A 20,927-nucleotide genomic window follows, 5' to 3' on the forward strand; every position below is an offset into this window, starting at 1 on the left:
CATGGCCGTGAATTGGTACGTTTTTACTCAGTCGGTCATCGCAGCAGGTGCAGCGGTGGCGAAGTACTCGCCCACGGCCAAGCGTCAGGGCGTGATCCATTCCGCGCACGCTTTCAATCCGACTGCGGCGGCTATCACGCTGAACTTTTACCTCGGCGCATCGGCGGTCGCCGGGACGCAAATCTGGCAGGTGTCGGTTCCCGCCGGAAAGACGATCTCGATTCCCGAGCTCGTGAATCTGAAGATTCCGAATCCGAACATGCTTTTCGTGGATGGCGCGGGCGTCACGTTGACCATTACCGGCGCGGAGGCCGACGTCGCATGAAGATCGCCATCGAGACTTTCACGCGCGAACTTGCCGACGAGATTACGCCACTCGGGCAGCAAAGCTGGGACGAGTGCTCGGACGTCAAGAAGGACACTTGCGCCTATCACGGTCAGCGTGGCCTTCAGATCGACCCCGACATCGATCAGTACCTCTTTCTCGCGCAGCACCAGTCATTGATCGCAATGACGCTGCGCGATGACGACGAGGTTCTGCGAGGGTATGCGCTGGTGATCCTATACAAAAGCCTTCACCTCAAGACGGAGTTGTGCGCGAACGTCGATACGTTCTACGTGCAGCACGATTACCGGCTTTCGATGCCTCGCCTCATGTCTCACATCGAGAAGGTGACCGGCGAGCGCGGCGTAAGCATCATCGGATGGCCTGTGACGAGAACCGGGAATCTTTACAAGATCCTCAAGAGTCGCGGTTATATCGCTGATGACGTGGTGATGGAATTCAAGCTGAAAGACCTTCCGGGAGGTGAATCATGTGCGTAGCAGCAGCAATTGCCGGAGGGGCAGTAGCGAGCGCAGGTATTGGCGCAATGGCATCGAGCAGCGCGGCAGATACACAGGCTGATGCCGCAAATCGTGCTGCTGATGTATCCGCAGCGCAATACCAGCAGACCCGCGAGGACCTGGCACCGTACCGTGATTTCGGCGCGAAGGCGATCGCCGGTCTGGACACTGCGCTTGCAAATCCGCTGTTGTCCGCGTCCTTTACCGCCCCGACCGCTGCCGAAGCCGCCGCGACCCCGGGCTATCAGTTCACCCTCGATCAAGGTCTGAAGGCTGCGCAGAACAGCGCCTCGGCCCGTGGGCTGGGTGCTTCTGGCGCAGCGATTAAAGGCGCAGAGGCATACGCAACGGGCCTCGCCGACAGCACCTATAACGATACGTTTAACCGGAATCTCGCAGCATTCAAGACGAACTACAGTTCAGCCTCTGACAGCGTAAATCGCTTGCTGGCGTCTGCGGGTCTCGGGCAAAACGCGGCGGCGCAGACCGGCAATGCAGGTGCGCAGGCGGCGAACTCGGTCGCGAACTCAATCACCGGCGCAGGCAACGCGTCTGCCGCTGGCACGGTTGGGGTGGGCAACGCGATCAGTGGGGGTATCAGCAGCGCGACGAACGGCATCCTGCTGAACAACTTGCTCTCCAATAACAACACGAGCATGTACGGCTCGCGCGGTGCGTTCAACACGTCAGATTTCTCCAACCCGGCAGGATGGTGAGCGACATGGCAATCGATCCGAGCATCCCCCTTCAGGCCAACACTCAATCGTTCAATCCGTTGACCGCATACGTGCAGGCCGCACAGATCAATGACGCACGCCAACGCAATGCGCTGACCGGTCTCGCCATTCAGGACAAGCAGCGCGAGATGGCACAAGCACAGGGCGTGAGCGACGCCTATCGCGCGAACACGAACCCTGACGGTACCGTGAACCGTACAGGGCTGATCGGCGCGCTCGCGTCTGGCGGCCAAGGGGCAGTTATCCCCGGTATTCAAAAGCAACTACTCGATGCTGACACAGCCCAGCTAAACCAGCAGAAAGCGCAGATCGAGGTGGGACTTCAACGGTTTGGTGCGCTCGCTCAGGTACTCAGCGGCGTGAACGACCAGAATTCGTACACCGCTGCGATTCAGCATGCGGCGCAGACGTTCGGCCCTCAAGCTGTAGCGAACCTACCGGCGCAATACGACCCGGCGTTCGTGAAGGGAAAACTGAATGAAGCGCTGACGATCAAGGATCAGCTCGATCAGAAGAACAAGCAGCTCGACTACGACCTCCGCGTGCGCACCGCCGACGAAACGCAACGTCACAACGCGGCGACGGAGGGGCAGGCGCAATTACACTACGACGCGACGAATGGCGTGATCGTGAACACGCAGACCGGACAAGCGCGTCCTGCGACCGGCCCCGACGGTCAGCCGATCCAGCAGCCAGGGGGGAAGCTCAACGAGTCGCAGGCCAATGCGACCGCGTTCGGTGCGCGCGCTCTGGACGCTCAAAACACGCTCCGCCAACTTGAAGGCGCCGGTGTCACAAATGGCGGCCGTATCAAGCAAACGGCAGAAAGCGTCCCGGTCATTGGTGGCGCACTCGGCAACATCGTGAATAGCGTTCCGGAATGGGCCGGAGCACCGAGCGATCAGCAGCAATCGTATGAGCAAGCGCAGCGCAATTTCATTTCGGCGGTGCTCCGTAAGGAATCAGGAGCTGCTATCGCCGAGAGCGAGTATGCCAACGAGGCGAAGAAATACTTCCCGCAGCCTGGCGACAGTGCCGCGACCATTGCGCAAAAGGCGCGCGCACGCGATCTCGCTGTCGAGGCTTTGAAGACACAGGCCGGTCCCGGCGCAGGTCTCATCCCCGGGATCATCAGCAACACGAACAAAGATGCCGCCGGGGCGCCACAGAAGCAGTCTGCACCTCAGGCCCAGCAACCGGCCATAGGGCAGGATGCCGCACTTTCCGAGTTGCGCCGACGCGCAGCCGGGAATCCTGCACTCGCGGAACGCCTGAAGGCAATGGGGTACTGATATGGCTGACATCAGCTCTCTGAGCGACGATCAACTGCTATCGAGCCTCGCCCCGTCGCGGGCCTCGCAAGCATCCTTCACGCCCGCATCGTTCGCACAGCAATACGGATCTGTCGCGCAAGCTGCTGGACAGAAGCTCGGCGTCGATCCGTCGCTTCTGCTCGGCCAGTGGGGTCTAGAGACAGGGTGGGGTAAGTCGGTCATCCCGGGCACGAACAATCTCGGGAACATCAAGGATATGACCGGGGCAGGCGTAGCAGCGCGCGATAACATGACCGGATCGAACGATCGATACCGGACCTACGCCACGCCGCAGGCATTTGCTGATGACTATGCCGATCTCATCTCGCGCAAATATCCGGGCGTCGTCGGCAGTGGCAGCGATTCGGCCAGGTTCGCGACTGCACTCAAGGCCGGGGGCTACGCGGAAGACCCCAATTATGTCGCCAAACTTCAGCAGGTGATCTCGACCGCCCAGCGCGCGCAGCCGTCTACGCTCGCTCGCGTCGGTAACGCGGTAGCCAGTGCGGTATCTGGCACCGCCAACGCGGCCACGCCACAGGAATTGTCGGGTATCAGCGACGCTGATCTGCTGGCCGCATTGGCGTCGCGGGGCGTGCAAACGCCGAAACCTCAGCCTCAGCGAAGCACCATAGACGAGCTGGGCCGTCAGGCCGGTCTCACGGTGCGCGCCGCCGGACACGGCATTGCTGACGCGCTCGGCCTCGTTGCGAACCCGGTCAACGCACTAATCAACACGGTGACGGGATCGAAGCTTCAGGACGTGGATACGCTGATTCGGCGCGGCGTTGACGCGATCACGCCGACGCCCGCCAATACGACGGAGCGAGTTGTTGGTGATATCGCGGGCGCAGTGGCGAACCCTGTCAACCTCGTTGGCGGACAACTGGCGTCCGGCGCGACGTCGACGCTCGGCGCAATTGGCCGGGGTGCCGTGGCCGGTGCCGCCACGGCAGGTATGCAGCCTCTACACGCTGACGACACGCTCGGCGATTACGGCAAGCGCATCGGCGCAGGCGCAGTCGGCGGCGCGGCAGGTGCCGCAGCCGGACAGGCGATCGGTGCTGTTGCCGACAAGGTTGCGACAGGCATCGATCGCGTGATGTCGGCGGTTCGCGCGCGCATCCCTTCGAATCAGCTCGCGGCACAGGTCAGCGCCGACGACCTTCTCGCCGCTGCCGCGCGCGATCAGAACATTGATCTGCGAGCGCTCTCAGAAAATGTGCGCAACGGGCTGCGAAATCAGGCCGCAGAGGCGCTCGCGAGCAATCGGACCATCGACGCGCCGTCGTTGCTTCGCCAAGCCGAAGGAAACGCGATTCTCGGCCCGGGCAATGGTCTGACGCTCGGCCAAGCGACGCGCGATCCCATGCAATTCGCCACCGAGCGCAACATGCGCGGAATCGTGGGGGCTGGCGAGCCACTGGCGGAGCGCTTCGCCGGGCAGAATCGCGCGCTCATCGATTCGCTGAATCAGCGCGGCGCGGCCAACGCTCAGGGCGAGTTCGCGACCGGTCAGCGCTTGATGGGCGCACTCGGCGCCGTCGATGACGCCGCCAATACGCGGGTCGGGCAACTCTATGACACGGCGCGCGGGCTGAACGGTGGTGATATTCCGCTCAATGGACAAGCGTTCGCGCAGCAAGCAAACGACGTTCTGGACCGAAATCTCGCTCAGGCGCATTTGCCCGAATGGGCGCGCAAGACGATGAACCAGATTTCAAGCGGCGAGATCCCGCTAACCGTGGGCGTCGGCGAGCAGTTCAAGACGCAGCTCGCAACTGCTATCCGCAGCGCCAAGGACGGCAACGAACGATATGCCCTCGGTGCAGTGCGCAATGCGCTTGAGTCCGCATCGCCTCTCGACGGCGCTATCCCGGCGGTGGGCAGCAATCAGCTCGTGACAGCGGAGCAGGCCGCGTTACGCGCGTCTCCCGGGGACCAAGCGCTGTCGGCTTTCAACGCCGCGCGTGACGCAGCTCGGGCACGATTCGGCACCATCGAAAGCAATCCGGGTCTGCGCGCCGTGGTGAATGGGGATGCTGTCCCTGACAACTTCTTCAAGCGCTACGTGCTGAACGGGAACGTTCGGGATGTCAATTCGCTGATGGGGATTGTGCCGGATCAGGGGGCATCGCTGCGCAACCAGATTGTCGACTACCTGAAGCAGAAGGCGCTCAACGGAGCATCGGATGAAGTGGGGGTCTTCAGCCAGTCGGCCTACAACAAGGCGCTGAACTCGTTGGGGGATGCGAAGCTGAATGCTCTGTTCCCGCCTGAGCAGGTGGCGCAGCTTAAGCAGATCGGGCGTGTCGCCAGCTACATCCAAGCGCAACCGGCAGGCTCTGCGGTGAACAACTCGAATACGGCGTCGGCCGGGGCGAATCTCGCGCTCGGTGCGCTCGATCGTTTAGGGAAGGTGCCAGGGCTGAACATTGCCCGTAATTCGATCAACCAATTTCTCAACGAACGTGCGACGGGCCAAGCGCTTGCCAGCCAGATTGATAGCGTGGCGCGCCCCGTTTCGGCTGACACGGTCAATCAGCTTCTGCCTTTCCTTCCCGGGGTCGCGGGGGCTGCGAGCGTACCAGACCGCCGCTAGGCGGATGAATGCGGTGAAAAGCATCGACGCTGTGAACGAAATTAACCACTTTTCCATGATTGGCCTTATGGCTTGTACCTTCGGAGTGTAGACCATGTCTTCGATTCTGCCCAACGGCAAGACCCAGTTTCTCGATATCAATGGTCGCCCGCTTGTGAATGGGAAGGTCTTCTATTACGAGCCGAATACCGAAACGCCGAAGACGACCTATGCGGATATGGCGTCTACGACCCCGAACACGAACCCGGTGGTGCTCGACGCGCGCGGCGAAGCCGTCATCTGGGGCAGCGGCAAGTATCGGCAGGTCGTTCAGGACAGCGAGGGCCAGCAGATTTACGATGTCGTCACGCGCGAACTGAGCGCGGACATCGACGCGGCTGCCGGAGGTGTACTGCAAATCAAGACGGACCTTGCAAATACGGATGACGCAGCCAAGGGCGACGCTTTGATCGGGGTCAAGCAGACCGCCACCGGGGGCGTCGCGCGCACTCAGCACGACCGAAATCAGGAAGACATCCACCTGCCCGACTTCGGTGCCAACGATACGGCTTTCTCTGCCGTCGAAGCATTGCCAGCGGCAGATGCGTCTATCTTCCTGCCGCCGGGCGACTACACGCGGGCGCGTGACCTGACTAAGACGTACGTTGGCCCGGGCAACGTCATCAACCCCGATGGCAGCACCAACAACATGAACGCGTGGCGGTCGAGCAAGATCATCGCGCACGACATTGCGGGCCGCGTCGGGGACATCACTCAACTGCAAAAGGCGATCTCAGACGGAAACGTCAAAGTCGCGATCTGGGGGCATTCGATTGCTGAGGGCACTAACGATATCGCTTATGGCGACTCGTGGGCGGGCCTGTTCGAGCAGTATTGCCGCGACGCTTTCCCGGGTGTCACGTGGACCTTTGTCAACTATTCCATCGCTGGCAAGGATGTCGGGGAGGCCAACAGCGACACCTTCGTCGGCGTCGCACCGCCGGAAACCCCGACCGTGAACTTCTACCGGGATCGGGGATGGCAACGCGACGTACCGAACTACACGCTGTGGCCCAGCGGTTCGACCATCGGAAAGACCTGGTACAACCACATCCGCGATGATGCTCCTGACCTCGTTATTCTCGACTTCGGCATGAACGCCACTTCGGGGGACACGAACGCCTGGGCGGCGACGATGAAGAACATCATCATCAACCGCATTCGTACGTGGACCAAAGTGCCAAGCGTCGCGATCATGACTGACATGTTGCCGACGCGCAAAGCAGCGCCGTTCGCGGCGTGGAATCCGATTCTCCAAGCTGTTGCCGATGCCGCGCGCGGCGTAGCTATCGAGTTGAACACGACGCTGCTCGACGCGAACCGGCTCTGCCGCGCGTATCGTGAAGGCGTCGATATCGCGGCGACGCGTACGCGATTCACCATCGGTGCGGCCGATTTCGCTTCGTGGCTGGTCGAGTCGGGCACGAAACCTTCCTTCTCTGGCGATACTTTCACATGGGCTGCGAACGGTGGAACGGTACGCCCAGCGTCGGAAAGCAACTTTATCGGATCTGCTACGTTCATCTTCAATAACTCGGCGACGGTCTTCGGGATGAGCTGGCGTGCCGATCCCACTAATCTGACGAAAGCCTATCGTCTGCATATTCAGCCAAGTGTCCCGCAGGTGGTGTTGTACTGGAACGGAGTTTCCGTCGCGTCCGGCGCTATCGATCCGCTGACGGTCGGAGCCGGTGTTGTGGTCAAGGTCGAATCGCTCGGGCCGCACCACAAGGTCTACATCAACTCTAAGAAGGTAATCGATGTCTTTGACTACCAAGGTATCGTTTCCGGGTATTACGGCGTCTTCATGACGGGTGCAGGCACGGCGACGAAGTTCCGAGCGCAAGCCGGTTACGCACGCTGCATTGGGTACAACGAAATTCCCGATGAAATTATGTGCGGCACGGGCGATGAACTGACGAACCCGAACTCTCTCGGCGGCGCCGGAAACCACCCGAGCATCATCGGGCATTACACCGTCTACTTCGGTGCGACGCGCCCACTGATTCAGGCGATTCAGCGGGAGGTGTCGCGTTGGCTGAATCCGGTGGTGTCGTCTTCCAACGTTGGAACAGCGCTAGCGGCCGTAGGTGGTGATTACATCGAAGCTGTGATCGATGGTACCCCCGGCGGTGCGTGTTATGTCTCTGGAAACGGTGCGACGACTTCGGCGCTTTATACGGGCGCAGCGTTCAATGCCAAGTCGGTCGTTGCCACCAGCGGGCAAATCATCAATGTCGCGCTGCGCGTGAACGGCACTACCGGCTTGGCGGCGACGACATTGACCATTCCAACTGCTGGGCGATGGCTCATTGAGGCGTGGGGGGCCGCAAGCTGCAATGGCACAGCGACGGTGCGAAATAGTCTGCTCGCGAAAGCGACGCGGGTCGGCGGCTGACGGGGGCAATCATGGACGACCAGACGATTCAGGCCAAGACGCCGGGGAAGGCGCGTCGGCTACTCGACATGACGATCAATGTGCAGTCGTTGGTCATGGCGCTGATTGGCGGCATTCTTTCTGTCGCCGTCGCGTATGCGGGCGTTGTCTCTCGCGTCGATCGGCTCGAAGCTCGAGAGCAAGGGCAGGACGACCGCATGACGCGAATGGAGAAATCTGCGGATCAGGTGCGCGCAGACACGAAAGAGCAGTTGAACATGATCGGCGGCGACGTGAAGGAGATCCGCAACTATCTCCTGAGCAACGCGGCTGGCCAGCGCCCTGACATTGCACGATGGAGCCGGAGATGAGCATGCGCAAATTTCTCGTGGATGACATCGCCACGCTAAAGCGGCGCTGGTCAACATGGACAGCAGCAATTGCGACGGTCGCGCTCGTGGCCATCCCAGAGGCTGCTGACCGATGGAAAGACGACCTTTCCCCCGTCGTTCTCCAGTTCCTACCTCAGTCGTGGGGACAGAACGCTGTGGCCATCGCCGGTTTCCTGTTGGTGATCGCCGCGCAATGCATCCGGCAGAAGGCAGTATTCGATGCGCTCCGGCGCTTGTTTCGCAAGGGGGACGACGATGGCACCCAATGAACTCACTGCACACTTCACGCTCGACGAACTCACGCACAGCCAGACGGCGGACCGCCGGGGAATCGACAATACCGCGCCGGACGATATCGTCGCCAACCTGACGCGCGTCGCCCAAACATTGGAGCGCGTACGCGTTCTGCTCGGCAGTCGGCCTGTGACCATCTCGTCCGGGTATCGGTCGGCAGACCTGAATCGCGCTGTCGGTGGCGCACGGAACAGCGCTCACCTCTACGGCCTCGCGGCAGACTTCATCTGCCCTGGCTACGGCACGCCGCTGCAAATCTGCAAAGCAATCGCCGCGTCGAACATCGAGTTCGATCAACTGATTCAAGAGGGTAAATGGGTGCATCTCGGCTTGGCGAAGGCTGGGGAGAAGGCTCGTCGGCAGGTGCTGACGGCCAACTTCTCCGGCGGCTCGGCCACTTATCGGGAGGGGCTATGACTATTGCCGCGTTGTTGCTCAAGTTCGGGCCGTGGGTTCTCGGTCTGTTGGGCGTCCTGTTCGGTGCGTTTCGGCACCAGCAGGCGAAGACTGCGACGGCAGAGGCAGGGCAGAAGGTGGCCGAGGCAGAACAGGCCAATGCACGGAACGACGCCGCGCTCGCAGCGGCGAATCAGCAGGGCGCGCAGGCTGGTGCCCACAACGCGGAGGTTCGACGAGATGAAGACGCTACTGCTGGCAATCTTCCTGCTGGTGACGCTGACCGGGTGCTGCACGAGGAGTGGGGGCGAGACTGAGCCGCGAGTCGAATACAAGACGAAAGTGATCGACACCGCGTGCGACTGGACGAAACCGATCTACGTGTCGAAGGCTGACGTCCTGAGTGACCAGACGGCGGCGGACATCCTCGCGCACAATCGTGCCGGGGCAAAGGTCTGTGGGTGGAAGCCGAAGGGGAAGTAATCTCAGTGCTTTGATGTTCCCGGGCCACCGTGATTATTCGGCCCATTCCAGCCCAGATAGGGCTTTCCGATTTCCATAGCGCCGTGCTCGACCGGCTTGTATGTCGCGGTGGGGTGGAACTGCGCGAACCACTTCCGGGCTGACTCGGCATCCATGCGGTGCCGCGTCTGCTTCCAGCGCTTCGATCCGGGCAGTTGGTAGCGGTAGAAGTGGATGGTCTTCATGGTGCAAAATCCCATTGGGGGTAGGATTTGGGGTAGGGGTTCTGTCACCTTAGCAGAATCCTTACCTAGCAAGCCTTTCCGGCCGGTAGTTGTAGTCGGCTGCTTTCCGCCACAAAATACTCTGAAGAGTTCTCCCTGACTCCCACTACCTTAGCGCACCCTGAGCGCGCAGGCGCTCTGGTCGGGGATGCACAAATTCATTTGGTTTGCAATCCTATGTAATGATCGGGAAGCGTGTGTTAAAGTCCGGCGTTTGCTTGGTGATATAAAGACAATGCAACACACGTCGGGGACTGAGATTCCTCAAAAAGACAGAATTGCGCCGCTAACATCGTTACGTTTCTTTGCTGCATTTTTCGTGGTTTTGTACCACTTGCAAGGAAGTGTTATCCCAATGGCATCCTACAATCAGCTTGCTTTGGGAGTGTCGTTCTTCTTCGTTCTCTCGGGCTTCATTTTGTCTGCGGTCTATCCAGACGCGTCCAAAATGTCGCTCCCAAAATTCTATGTAAGTCGATTGGCACGTTTGTGGCCTGTCCACGCTCTTTGCTTCTTCGTCGTCGTCTTTCTGTATGACCCGGGGATGTTCACGAACGAGTTTTGGCAGCCGAAGTTGTTGGCTAATCAGCTCATGCTGCATGCATGGATTCCGCAGGCCGGGTATGTCTTCTCGTTGAACTCCGTTTCGTGGAGCATTTCGGCAGAGTTGGGCTTTTACTTGATATTCCCGGTGCTCGCTTCTTCTCGACAGCTGGGAAAGGTTGTCATTTTGATCGGTATATTGCTTGCAATAGCAATATTCCTGCTCGAATTCAACGACGCAACCGTTTGGTCGGATGACCCGTGGAAATTCTCTGCTGTTCTTCTGGTGGCGCAGAGTCCGTTTGCCCGGGTGTTTGAGTTTGCGGTGGGTGTGTGGGCAGCGCGTATCTACCGGAAGAACCGGTTTTCTCGCATCATTTCTGCCAATGCAAACACTTGGGAAATCTCGGCTATCCTTTTGCTGATTGGCTTCGCCGTATCTTCGCGCCACATCGTGGCATGGATTCTTGCTAACGGGTTCGATATCGTCGCGAGTTGGTTCGATGTGTCAGGAGGCGTCTTTGTGTTTGCCTTCCTGATATTCGTCTTCGCTCATTCGGCAGGCTACCTGAGTCGGCTGCTCTCAAACCGGATTCTGGTTTTCTTGGGGGAGGCTAGCTTCGCGCTGTACATGGTCCACCAGATCATCATCAAATATGCTCAGAGCAAAGGGTGGACGACGCTCTTGCCCTGGCCGCAGACGCTACTGGTCTTTTGCGTGGTGATCGGGGCGGCGACAGTCGCTATCTATGTCCTTTGGGAACGTCCGATGCGATGGCTAATCGTTAACGGATATTCGGCACTCGCGAAACGGATGAGCATGATCAAACGCCAATTCGCATCGTAGGGACGGGCCCTCGCGCGTGCTGCCGGTCCGAATCGAATGTATGGACGTGTATGGGTTTGAAAAATCTGACGGCAGCTCCAAATCCAATGCCACTTAGCCGCTTAAACGCGCGTCAACTGGAAACGTTTCTCGCGATTGTGGATTGCGGGAGCATCGCGCGCGCAGCGGATCGGGTGTGTCTGACGCCGTCTGCGGTGAGTCAGTTGCTCGGTGAGCTGGAGCGCGAAGTCGGATTTCGACTCTTCGACCGGACGACGCGACGCGTCACGCTGACCGTCGCGGGCGCCGACTTTCTACCGGCCGCCACCGCCGCCATGACGCAGCTTCACGCGGCAGAGCGGTCGGCGAAAAACATCCGGGACCGCGCGTCCGGTGTCATCCGCGTTGGTGCGCCACTGGTGCTTTGCGCGGCCGTGTTGCCCGATGCCATCGCGGCGTATCGCGAACTTCATCCGAAGGTGACGATTCGACCGACGGACGTCGAAGTCGAAAACCTCGTGTCTTCGGTGGCCGACGGGGAAATCGATATCGCGCTTGGTCCGAATCAGCCACTGGGCGATCGGGTGAGTGCGACGCTGTTGTTCGATAGTCCGTGGGTCGTCTGGTGTTCCCCCCGACACGCGCTCGCGCGGTACGACGTCGTACCGTGGGAGGTGTTGCGCGAAACGGCCATCGTCGCCACCGGACGCGATCACGAGTACAGCGTCACGCGCATGCTCAGCGATCAGCCTGAGGGCAACCGCGTATTCCCCGTCGAGATCGTCGAGAACGTCACCACGGCATTCGGCATGGCGCGTGCCGGACTGTCGGTGACGCTCGCGCCGGACTACGTGCAGGGCTTTGCCCGCAGTCAGGAACTGGTCATGCGGCGCACCGGCAAACCGGAAACGATCCGGCAGATCTGCCTCTATCACGCCAAAGAGCGCGAGCTGTCGCCAGCGGCAGCAGGTTTCCACACGTTCCTCATTCGCTGGGTCGACGACTGGTATCGAGCGCTGACACGGTAATGCAAGGTGTGCGGCGACGCGCCCGATTTGCGCATTCGTAAGCGCCCTTAACGAATCCCTAAGTAGAAATCGCGAAGCGGGCAGTGGGGGCGCGTAGACTCCTCCGGGTGATCAGGAGACACGCAGAACCATGAAAAACGAACATTCCCCACATTCCGCTTTTGCATCGCTGACGCAACCGAAGGGCATGAGCGACGCCGAATGGGCGGCGCGATGCGAACTGGCCGCCTGCTACCGCGTTTTCGACTATCTCGGCTGGACCGAGCTGATCTACAACCACATCACGCTTCGTGTAACGGACGCCAGTCCGCCCGCGTTTCTGATCAACCCGTTCGGTCTGCATTACTCGGAAGTGACGCCGCGCAATCTCGTCAAAGTGGACGGGCAGGGCAATATTCTCGGCGGCAGCGACTACCCGATCAATCCGGCCGGATTCACCGTGCACGCGGCGCTGCACCAGGGGTTGCCGGGGGCGCATTGCGTGATGCACACGCACACCACCGCAGGGGTTGCCGTCGCATGTTCCGCTGCGGGTCTGCGCAGCGACAATTTCTACAGCGCGCAATTGCAGGAACGCGTGGCGTATCACGATTTCGAAGGCGTGACGGTGCATGCCGACGAAGGGCCGCGCTTGCTTAGCAGCATCGGTGACAGGAGAGCGGTGATCCTGAGAAACCACGGTCTGCTCTCGTGGGGCGGCAGCATTCCGGAAGCATTCACCTACCTCTGGACGCTGAACCGCGCCTGCGAGATTCAACTGGCGACGAGCATGATGGGACCGTCGCTGGCCATCGCGCCCGAGATCACAGCGAAATGCGCGCGCGATGCGCTGCAATTCGACCCGGCCTACGGTGCCGGACGAGACGTCTTCGAGGCACTGGCGCGCATCGCACTCAAAGCGTAGCCCCTGCCTTCAACGATCCGATGATTTCGATTGCTGAAACGCGAATGCGCCCACATCGCTGCGCGCCTTCCCTGGTGCGGCGTCCACCGATAGGTAAGACGTTCGGGACACGATAAGTTTCACGCAGGATCCTCAACTTACTCAACTCGCGCGATTGCGCGAATCAATGCGGTTCGATCCGAATTTTTTTTTGCCGGGTATTTGATGGGCATTTGATAAGGAATGCTTATCAATACTTTCTAAGTGAATTTCGGCACCCCCATTCGAATCGCTCGTAAGGAAGGACCCTGATGAAAAAGCTAACGATGTCGTGCCTCATTGCCGCCGCACTGACTAGTGGATTTGCCGCTGCGGATGTGGTGCAGGCTGCCAGCACGGTAGAAAACGCCACTGCGGTCGCTGCGGACCGCCAGACACAGGTCGAAGACGCGTTGGTCAGCATCTTCGAGAATCTCACGCTGCGAATCCGTTACGACTACATCGAGAATCTGAAAGATGGCAGGGGATTCACGGCGGGACGCGCGGGCTTCACGTCCGGCACGGACGATCTGCTGCAGGTGGTACAGGAATACACGGTACGCAAGCCGGATAATGCACTGGCGCCGTACCTGAGTGCACTTCGCGCAGTGAACGGCAGCGACTCGACGGCCGGACTCGGTGGCTTTCCCGAAGCGTGGCGCGCCAGTGCCACCGATCCGCAGATGATCGCCGCGCAGGACGCCGTCAACGATCAGCTCTATCGCGTGCCCGCACACAAACTCGCAAACAAGTTGGGTCTCGTGCTGCCGCTCTCGCGCGCAGCCTTCTACGAAGCTGGCATCCAGCACGGCTACGGCAGCGACCCGGACTCGGTGAAGAAGATTGCCGAGCGTGCGTCGGCGCAGGCAGGGGGCGCGCCGTCCGCTGGCGTGGACGAGCCGACATGGTTGCTCACCTTCCTGCAAATGCGTCGCGCCGATCTGCTCAATCCCGCCAATACCGCTTCGGCCGCCGAATGGCAGAAATCGGTCGGCCGAGCTGACGCCATGATCACGCTGTACCACTCCGGCAACTTCGATCTGACGCAGCCGATCACGATTTCGGTGTTCGGAAAGACGTTTCAGTTCTGAAGGTAGGAAAGAGTACGCAGGAATGCCGCAGATAGCGATAAAATCGGAAATTCCTTCTGCGCTGCGGCCAGATGGCAGCGCGCCGTGGTGAAGCACGGCGTTCCTTGCGTCCTCTCTATTGTTTCCCACGCCGAGTCACAACGATGACCAAAGACGAACTGGAAAAGGCCATCTCGATGCGTTTCCAGGAGATGCCGCCGAAGCTTCGTCAGGCGGCCCGGTATGTGCTCGATTCCCCGAAGGAAGTCGCGCTGCAGTCCATGCGTACCGTCGCTGCGCGCGCGCAACTGCAACCGGCGTCGATGCTGCGTCTCGCGCGGGAGTTGGGGTTTTCGAGTTACGAGGATTTCCGTTGCGTCTATATCGACTGGCTCTCGGCCGGGCCGTCGGGGCTGCTGGAGCGTGCGGAACAGTTGCGCGAGCATTCGCGTGCGTCGGGCGACGACCGGATGCTTGCCGATTCGCTGGCCAATGAATACGGGAATCTCGAAGCCACGCTGTCAAAGCGCAATGAGAAGGGCTTTCACGATGCCGTCAATCTGCTGCGTAGCGCCAGCCGCATTTACGTGCTGGGTCTGCGCAGCCTGTACCCACCGGCGTTTTACCTGCACTACGTGCTGTCGACCTTTCAGGACAACGTCACGCTGATCTCAGGCGAGGGCGGGGCGCTGATCGACGACATGCGACGTATCGGCAAGACCGATGTCCTGCTGTGCTTCACGGCGCACCCCTACACCGTGGCGAGCGTGGAGACGACCCGGTTCGCACGCCAACGCGGGGCGACCGTGATCGCAGTAAGCGACAGCGCGCTGTCTCCCGTCGCGACGCAGGCGCACACGTGTATCGTGGCACCGAATACGAGCCTGTCGCTGTTCCCGTCGATTCTGCCTGCGCTCGCCGTGGCGCAGACCCTCGCGCAGTTGCTCATCGCCCACGGCGGCGAAGAGACGCTGGCCGAAGTGGCGAACAGCGCCGCGCAACTGCACGAGTTCAACATCTACACGGCCGACGACTGAGCGCTCTGCGTGTTCTTGATGAGCCCGAAGTTCGGGCGTCGGCGCAGCGCGAAGTACAGCCCCACGATCATCAGCGCCGTCCCAACCATAAACCAGAACTGGAAGCGCGAATCCGGATTGAACGCCTGCGAGAGCAGCACAGCTACCAGCGTGAGGAAAGCAATCGCGTTCGAGTACGGGTAGAACCATGCCTTGAAGCTCGACGCTTCCTGATGCTGCACCGGTTGACGCGCCATTTTGCGACGCATGACGAAGTGGGCCACGATGATGAAGATCCACACGGTCATGACGAACGCGCCGCTGCTCTTTGCGAGCATGAGGAACAGGTCGCCGCCGCTCACGAAGTGCACCGCCAGAATACCCAGACAGATCGCGAAGCTGAAGGCCAGCGCGTTGATCGGCACACCACGCGCGTTTGTGCGGGCGAACATCGGCGGGGCATAACCGCGCTGGCTCAGCGAGTACAGCATGCGCGAGTTGGAGAACAGGAACGAGTTCATCACCGACATGAAGGACACGAACAGCACCGCCTTCATCGCCAGCGCAGCATTCGGGAAGCCAGCCATGCTGAAGAGCGAGACGTAAGGCGAAGCCAGGTTGGCCTTGTCCGTCCACGGCAGGCAAAGAATGATGATCGACACCGAGCCGATATAAAACACCAGCACGCGGAAGATCACGCTGCGAATCGCACGCACCACGTTCTGGCGCGGATTCTCCGACTCCCCGGCAGCGACGGCGGCGATCTCGCTGCCACCCAGCGAGAAGATCACGACCATGATGCCTGCGATGACCGGCGAGATGCCGTTCGGCATGAAGCCGCCGTTGCCCGTGAGGTTGATGAAGCCGGGCGCGGGAATCTTCGCTTGGAAGCCGAACAGGATCGACAGGCCGAACAGCATGAAGATCACGATGGTCGCGACTTTGGCGAACGAGAGCCAGTACTCCGCTTCACCGAACGAGCGCACCGAGTAGGCGTTGCTCACGATCAGCGTCATGAGCATGACGACCGCGCCGCCCCAGACCGGTAGCCAAGGCAGAAACTCGTTGAGAATCGCGCCGAGCAGGATCGCCTCGATGGTGATCGTCATGAGCGACTTGAACCAGTACAGCCAGCCCACGGCGAAACCCGCCCACTCGCCGAGATAGGTGCTGGCATAGGTGGAGAACGAGCCTGCGTCGGGGTTGCGCGAGGCCATCTCGCCGAGCATGAACATCACGAACGTGACGATCAGGCCGCCGACAAGATACGAGAGGATGGCCGCCGGACCGGCGGTCGCAATGATGGCGCCCGAGCCGACGAACAGGCCGGCGCCGATCACACCACCCAAGGCAATCATGGTGATGTGTCGCTGTTTGAGGCTTTGACTCAGCGAGTTCTGCTGCATGGTCGAATTCCCTGTTGTGTAAGGTTTATGGGACGACAGTGCGACGTCGATGAAAGCGACGCGACCGGAGCACCGATGTCTCCGTCGGTGCCTCGTGTCGGTTAAGTCGCGCGGGGGATGTCAGCGCAGCGCGGGGGCGATGGCCGCCTGAATGGCGCCGTCGAGTCGCTCGACGACCTGATCGATTTCCGCCTCGCTGATGACGAACGGCGGCGCGAGCATGATGTGATCGCCTTGCTTGCCGTCGATGGTGCCGCCCGCCGGATAGCAGGCAAGACCACGCGCCATCGCTTCACGCTTCACCGCCGTGTGGACGGAGAAGCGCGGGTCGAATGGGGCTTTCGACGCGCGATCCGCCACCAGCTCGATACCGGCGAACAGGCCACGGCCACGCACGTCGCCGATATACGGGTTCTGTGCAGACCGATCGTTCAGTTGGTCCATGAGGTACTGACCGCGCGCACGAACTTGTGCGAGCAGACCGTCACGCTCGATGACCTCTTGCACGGCCAGCGCGGCGGCACAGGCGGTCGGGTGTGCGAGGTAGGTGTGGCCGTGATGGAAAAAACCGCTGCCAGCGCTCATCGTCTCGACGATGCGCTTGCTCGCGAGCACGGCACCGATCGGCTGATAGCCGCCACCAAGACCCTTCGCGATGGTCTGGATGTCCGGCGCGACACCTTCCTGCTCCCAGGCATGCAGCGTGCCGGTGCGACCCATGCCGCACATCACCTCGTCGAGAATCAGCAAGATGCCGTAGCGGTCGCACACTTCTCGCACCGCCTTGAAGTACCCGGCCACGGGTGTGATCACCCCGGCTGTGGCCCCACCAATCGTCTCGGCGACGAAGGCGATGATCGAATCGGCACCCTGTTCGAGAATCGTGGCTTCCAGTTCGCTGGCCAGACGTTGCCCGTATTCCACCTCGGTTTCCTGATCGCGCTGATCGCGGTAGGCGTAGCAGGGCGAGACGTGCGTGACGTCGATCAGTAGCGGCTCGAACTGCGCGCGTCGCCAGCGGTTGCCGCCGATGGCCAATGCGCCGAGCGTGTTGCCGTGATAGCTCTGACGGCGCGCAATGAAGCGGCGGCGCTGCGGCTGACCGATCTCGACGAAGTACTGGCGCGCCATCTTGAGCGCGGCTTCGACGGCCTCCGAGCCACCGCTCACGTAATACACGTGGCTCAGGCCCGAGTCGGCGGGTGTATTGCGAATCAGGTTGTCGGCCAGCGCTTCCGCGACTTCAGAACTGAAGAAGCCGGTGTGCGCGTACGCCAGCTTGTCGATCTGCGCGTGCATGGCGGCGATGACGTCGGGATGGCCATGGCCGAGGCACGAGACGGCGGCACCACCGGAGGCGTCGATGTACTCGCGACCTTCGGCGTCCTTGAGATAGACACCCTGGCCGCCGACCGCGATGGGCGGCTGGTGACGCAGATGACGATGAAAGACGTGACTGGAAGAAGCTTGACTCATGATGTCAGGGGGCTCGGGGGTGGTAAGACGGTAGGGCGGAAAGACGACTGAACGGAAAGCCGAACATAAAATTAAACAAATGTTCAATTTTCGAAATCGTATAGCACATGTGTTCATTTTTTGATGAGTAAAAACCCTGAGGCTTGAAATGTGCCGTCTCGTCGGATGAAGACATGGGGCAAGCGACGAATAAGAAAAAACCCGCCGAAGCGGGTTTTAGGGGGAACGAGCGAGGAGGGCGGTTACTTCGACGTGCCGTTCGATGTTGCCAGCGCTGCGATGCCCAGCCCCATGTACAGCAGGCCCGCGATGTACTTGCCGATCCCGGGCTTCTTGCTGCGGTTGGCGAGTGCGCGGCCGATGGTGCGGGCGAGGGCAGCGTAGGTCGTGTCGCTCACGCCTCCCACGAGGACCAGCAACAGGCCCAGCGTGACGATCTGCAGTGGCACATGACCGAGCGATGGCGTGACGAATTGCGGCAGAAACGCCGCGATGAAGAGACCCGTCTTCGGATTGAGCAGATTGACGAGGAAGCCTTTGCGGATCGTCTCGCCGAGCGCACGGGATTGGGATTGCGGTGCGGCTGCGGTCCTTACCGCCGACGGCTTGCTGCGAATGACCTTGATACCCAGATACACGAGGTAGCCAGCGCCCAGCAACTTGATGGCATTGAACAACCACGGCGACGCCAGCAGCAGCGCCGTGAGACCGGCTGCGGCGAAGCTCACGTGCACGAGCGTGGCGAGCATCACGCCGAAGCAGGACGCAAGGCCGAAGCGAAAGCCCTGACTGGCACTCGTCGTCGAAATGTAGATGGTCGTGGGACCGGGAATCGCCACCATGATAAGCACGGTGGCGAGAAAGAAGGGCAGTACGTGGAGGTCGATCATGCCGGAATACACAAGACGGATAGAGGGGCATCGTAACACCGGGCAAGTCGCCGGTTTAGACATGCGTGAGCGTTTTCGGACGAATGCTCAACTCTCAAGTGCCATCGCAACGCAGCGTTGAATGTCAGGCGTCCGTCTAAGCCCTTTCCTCGCGTCTTTGCAAGCAGGAATCGGGATACAGTGGCCGGGCATCTCACCCCCCATTCATCATCATGAAAATCATCAAGTCGTCGTTCAAACCGTTACTGGCCATGCTGGGCGTAGTTGCCGCAGCGGCCGCGCTGCAAGCCGCACCATCCGCAGCCGCCGAGCTATGGCAGACGTTGCCGCCGACCCCGGCCCCGGCCAAATTCGACCGCACCGGCTTCGCCAATGTGAATGGCATTCGTCTGTACAACGCCGAGGTGGGCAAGGGCAGCCCGGTGTTGCTGCTGCACGGCGGTCTGGCGAACTCGGACTATCTCGCCAAACAGGTCGATGCGCTCAAGGCGCACCACCTCGTAATCGCCGTAGACACGCGCGGGCACGGGCGCAGCACGCGTGACGACCGTCCCTACGGTTATGACCTGATGGCCGACGACGTCATCGCGTTACTCGATCAATTGCACATCAAGAAGGCCGACGTCGTGGGTTGGAGCGATGGCGCAATTCAGGGTATCGACCTGGCGATCCGCTATCCGGACCGTGTGGGGAAGATCGTGGCGTTCGGCGTGAACACCAACACGGACGGCCTGAAGCCGGACTTCGACAAGAACCCGGTGTTCGCCGAGTTCATCAAGCGTGCGGCCAACGACTACGCGAAGCTCTCGTCTACACCGAAGGAGTACGAGGCCTTCCTGAACCAGATCGGCAAGATGTGGGAAGGACAGCCGAACTGGACCGACGCCCAACTGAAGACGATCAAATCGAAGGTGCTGATCCTCGACGGCGAGCACGACGAAGGCATCAAGCTCGAGCACAACATCTACATGGCGCACACGATCCCTGGCGCACAGTTGATGATCCTGCCGGGCGTCAGCCACTTCGCGTTCATTCAGGACCCGAAGATGTTCAACTTCGCGATCACGCATTTCCTCGATAACTGAGGCAACGGTTTAGCCGGAGGCGGAGCGCCCAGCTTCGCCTCATCGTTTACCCGCAAACTTCCCCGTCCTGCAGCTTTTGTCATTGACCGGCAAATTGTTTTTTGCTGGTATACCAGTTATGAACCAGACCCAACGCACCCCGGCCCTGAGCGAATCGGCTTACAGCGCCATTCGCAACCTGATCGTTTCCGGCGAAATCCGCGCGGGCGAGGCGCTGTCCGAGCGCGCGCTCTCAGAGCGTTTCGGCATCAGCCGCACGCCCGTGCGCGAAGCGATTCGCGCGCTCGCCAACGACGGTCTGCTGGAGATCGTGCCCATGCGCGGCACCTTCGTGCGTCAGTTGTCGGTGCGGGATCTGAGCGAAATTCACGAAGTGCGCCTCGCCCTCGAAGGCATGGCGGCGTGGCTGGCGGCGCAAAAGGGCGTGACGCCCGCGCTGGAAGAAGTCGCCGTGCGCCTGCGTGCGCTCGACGCACAGGGGATCGAAGGCATCGAACTCGACGTCGACATCACCCAGCGTGTGGGCTGGCAGTTCCACGAAGCGATGTTCGCTGCGGCCGACAACGTCCGGCTCACCGAGACCTATCACGCGTTGCGCACCCAGAACGGTCTGGCGCTGCAACGCATTCCGCATTACGACGCCGAGCGCACCCGCACCGCCGTTCGCGAACACCTCGCGATCTTCGATGCCATCGCCGCCGGGCGTCCCGAGGAGGCTCAGCGTCATGTCTGGGACCACCTCACGCACGCCATGCAGGCTCGCTTGCAGGCGCTCGTTCCACCTGCGGCGCCGTCTGTGGTGCCTGCCGCGCTGTTGGCGCAGGCAACCACTGCGACACCCGCAGGCAAAAGCCGCAAGCGCTGAACGTCTCGCGGCGTGTGATGCCGTGCCAGTCCAGATGCGCCGCAACGCCACGTAATTT

At 60.8% G+C, this 20,927-nt stretch carries 21 protein-coding genes; 17 read left to right on the forward strand and 4 right to left on the reverse strand.

Annotated features, from left to right (window positions below; all coding sequences use genetic code 11):
• Window position 1: 1 nt before the first annotated feature.
• From PCO31010_RS12920 to PCO31010_RS12965, 10 genes are all read left to right on the forward strand, one after another.
• Window positions 2–325, forward strand: a complete 324-nt coding sequence (locus PCO31010_RS12920) for a hypothetical protein (protein ID WP_150664642.1) — start codon at window positions 2–4, stop codon at window positions 323–325.
• Window positions 322–825: a hypothetical protein gene (locus tag PCO31010_RS12925; protein WP_150664643.1), complete on the forward strand. Its 504-nt coding sequence runs from the start codon at window positions 322–324 to the stop codon at window positions 823–825. Before PCO31010_RS12920 ends, PCO31010_RS12925 begins: the two co-directional genes overlap by 4 nt.
• Window positions 816–1,562 carry a DNA transfer protein p32 gene (locus PCO31010_RS12930; RefSeq protein ID WP_150664644.1) on the forward strand — a complete coding sequence of 249 codons (747 nt, stop codon included), beginning with the start codon at window positions 816–818 and terminating at the stop codon, window positions 1,560–1,562. Before PCO31010_RS12925 ends, PCO31010_RS12930 begins: the two co-directional genes overlap by 10 nt.
• 5 nt (window positions 1,563–1,567) lie before the next feature.
• Complete coding sequence (locus tag PCO31010_RS12935; protein ID WP_150664645.1) at window positions 1,568–2,875, forward strand: hypothetical protein; 1,308 nt, start codon at window positions 1,568–1,570, stop codon at window positions 2,873–2,875.
• Window position 2,876: 1 nt separating this feature from the next.
• On the forward strand, window positions 2,877–5,498 hold the full coding sequence (locus PCO31010_RS12940) for a glycoside hydrolase family 73 protein (RefSeq protein WP_150664646.1): 2,622 nt from the start codon (window positions 2,877–2,879) through the stop codon (window positions 5,496–5,498).
• A 94-nt stretch (window positions 5,499–5,592) separates the two neighbouring features.
• Entirely contained in the window at window positions 5,593–7,935 is a 2,343-nt protein-coding gene (locus tag PCO31010_RS12945) for an SGNH/GDSL hydrolase family protein (RefSeq protein ID WP_150664647.1), read from the forward strand.
• 11 nt (window positions 7,936–7,946) lie between these two features.
• Window positions 7,947–8,285 (forward strand): hypothetical protein, encoded by a 339-nt coding sequence (locus tag PCO31010_RS12950; RefSeq protein WP_150664648.1) that lies wholly within the window; start codon window positions 7,947–7,949, stop codon window positions 8,283–8,285.
• A gap of 2 nt (window positions 8,286–8,287) precedes the next feature.
• Window positions 8,288–8,575, forward strand: coding sequence for a hypothetical protein (locus tag PCO31010_RS12955; RefSeq protein WP_150664649.1), 288 nt, complete (start codon window positions 8,288–8,290; stop codon window positions 8,573–8,575).
• The gene (locus PCO31010_RS12960; protein WP_150664650.1) at window positions 8,562–9,017 is read left to right on the forward strand and encodes a D-Ala-D-Ala carboxypeptidase family metallohydrolase; all 456 of its coding nucleotides are present in this window, start codon (window positions 8,562–8,564) and stop codon (window positions 9,015–9,017) included. Before PCO31010_RS12955 ends, PCO31010_RS12960 begins: the two co-directional genes overlap by 14 nt.
• Complete coding sequence (locus PCO31010_RS12965) at window positions 9,014–9,313, forward strand: hypothetical protein (protein WP_150664651.1); 300 nt, start codon at window positions 9,014–9,016, stop codon at window positions 9,311–9,313. Before PCO31010_RS12960 ends, PCO31010_RS12965 begins: the two co-directional genes overlap by 4 nt.
• Before the next feature lie 168 nt (window positions 9,314–9,481).
• Here PCO31010_RS12965 and PCO31010_RS12970 read toward each other — a convergent pair whose 3' ends face one another.
• Window positions 9,482–9,703, reverse strand: coding sequence for a hypothetical protein (locus PCO31010_RS12970; protein WP_150664652.1), 222 nt, complete (start codon window positions 9,701–9,703; stop codon window positions 9,482–9,484).
• 274 nt (window positions 9,704–9,977) lie between these two features.
• Between PCO31010_RS12970 and PCO31010_RS12975 the strand changes: the two genes are divergently transcribed.
• The 5 genes from PCO31010_RS12975 to PCO31010_RS12995 all read left to right on the forward strand — a co-directional run bounded on the left by PCO31010_RS12975 (window position 9,978) and on the right by PCO31010_RS12995 (window position 15,168).
• Complete coding sequence (locus PCO31010_RS12975) at window positions 9,978–11,132, forward strand: acyltransferase family protein (protein ID WP_174984699.1); 1,155 nt, start codon at window positions 9,978–9,980, stop codon at window positions 11,130–11,132.
• A gap of 86 nt (window positions 11,133–11,218) precedes the next feature.
• Window positions 11,219–12,139 carry a LysR family transcriptional regulator gene (locus PCO31010_RS12980; protein ID WP_150664654.1) on the forward strand — a complete coding sequence of 307 codons (921 nt, stop codon included), beginning with the start codon at window positions 11,219–11,221 and terminating at the stop codon, window positions 12,137–12,139.
• A gap of 130 nt (window positions 12,140–12,269) precedes the next feature.
• Window positions 12,270–13,043, forward strand: a complete 774-nt coding sequence (locus PCO31010_RS12985; protein ID WP_150664655.1) for a class II aldolase/adducin family protein — start codon at window positions 12,270–12,272, stop codon at window positions 13,041–13,043.
• A 290-nt stretch (window positions 13,044–13,333) separates the two neighbouring features.
• Window positions 13,334–14,152 (forward strand): chitosanase, encoded by an 819-nt coding sequence (locus PCO31010_RS12990; protein WP_150664656.1) that lies wholly within the window; start codon window positions 13,334–13,336, stop codon window positions 14,150–14,152.
• A 143-nt stretch (window positions 14,153–14,295) separates the two neighbouring features.
• A complete protein-coding gene (locus tag PCO31010_RS12995) occupies window positions 14,296–15,168 on the forward strand; it encodes a MurR/RpiR family transcriptional regulator (RefSeq protein WP_150664657.1) in 873 nt (290 codons plus the stop codon).
• Here PCO31010_RS12995 and PCO31010_RS13000 read toward each other — a convergent pair.
• From PCO31010_RS13000 to PCO31010_RS13010, 3 genes are all read right to left on the reverse strand, one after another.
• Window positions 15,150–16,553: an amino acid permease gene (locus PCO31010_RS13000; RefSeq protein ID WP_150664658.1), complete on the reverse strand. Its 1,404-nt coding sequence runs from the start codon at window positions 16,551–16,553 to the stop codon at window positions 15,150–15,152. The genes PCO31010_RS12995 and PCO31010_RS13000 overlap by 19 nt on opposite strands.
• Window positions 16,554–16,673: 120 nt before the next feature.
• Complete coding sequence (locus PCO31010_RS13005) at window positions 16,674–18,029, reverse strand: aspartate aminotransferase family protein (protein ID WP_150664659.1); 1,356 nt, start codon at window positions 18,027–18,029, stop codon at window positions 16,674–16,676.
• Window positions 18,030–18,271: 242 nt separating this feature from the next.
• On the reverse strand, window positions 18,272–18,919 hold the full coding sequence (locus tag PCO31010_RS13010) for a LysE family translocator (RefSeq protein ID WP_174984702.1): 648 nt from the start codon (window positions 18,917–18,919) through the stop codon (window positions 18,272–18,274).
• 212 nt (window positions 18,920–19,131) lie between these two features.
• On the opposite strand from PCO31010_RS13010, the gene PCO31010_RS13015 reads away from it, so the two are divergent.
• Window positions 19,132–20,004 (forward strand): alpha/beta fold hydrolase, encoded by an 873-nt coding sequence (locus PCO31010_RS13015; RefSeq protein WP_217426161.1) that lies wholly within the window; start codon window positions 19,132–19,134, stop codon window positions 20,002–20,004.
• Window positions 20,005–20,122: 118 nt separating this feature from the next.
• Window positions 20,123–20,869, forward strand: coding sequence for a GntR family transcriptional regulator (locus PCO31010_RS13020; RefSeq protein WP_150664661.1), 747 nt, complete (start codon window positions 20,123–20,125; stop codon window positions 20,867–20,869).
• Window positions 20,870–20,927 lie beyond the last annotated feature (58 nt).

Origin of the sequence: Pandoraea commovens, from assembly GCF_902459615.1 — a bacterium.
GTDB classification, from domain to species: Bacteria; Pseudomonadota; Gammaproteobacteria; order Burkholderiales; family Burkholderiaceae; genus Pandoraea; species Pandoraea commovens.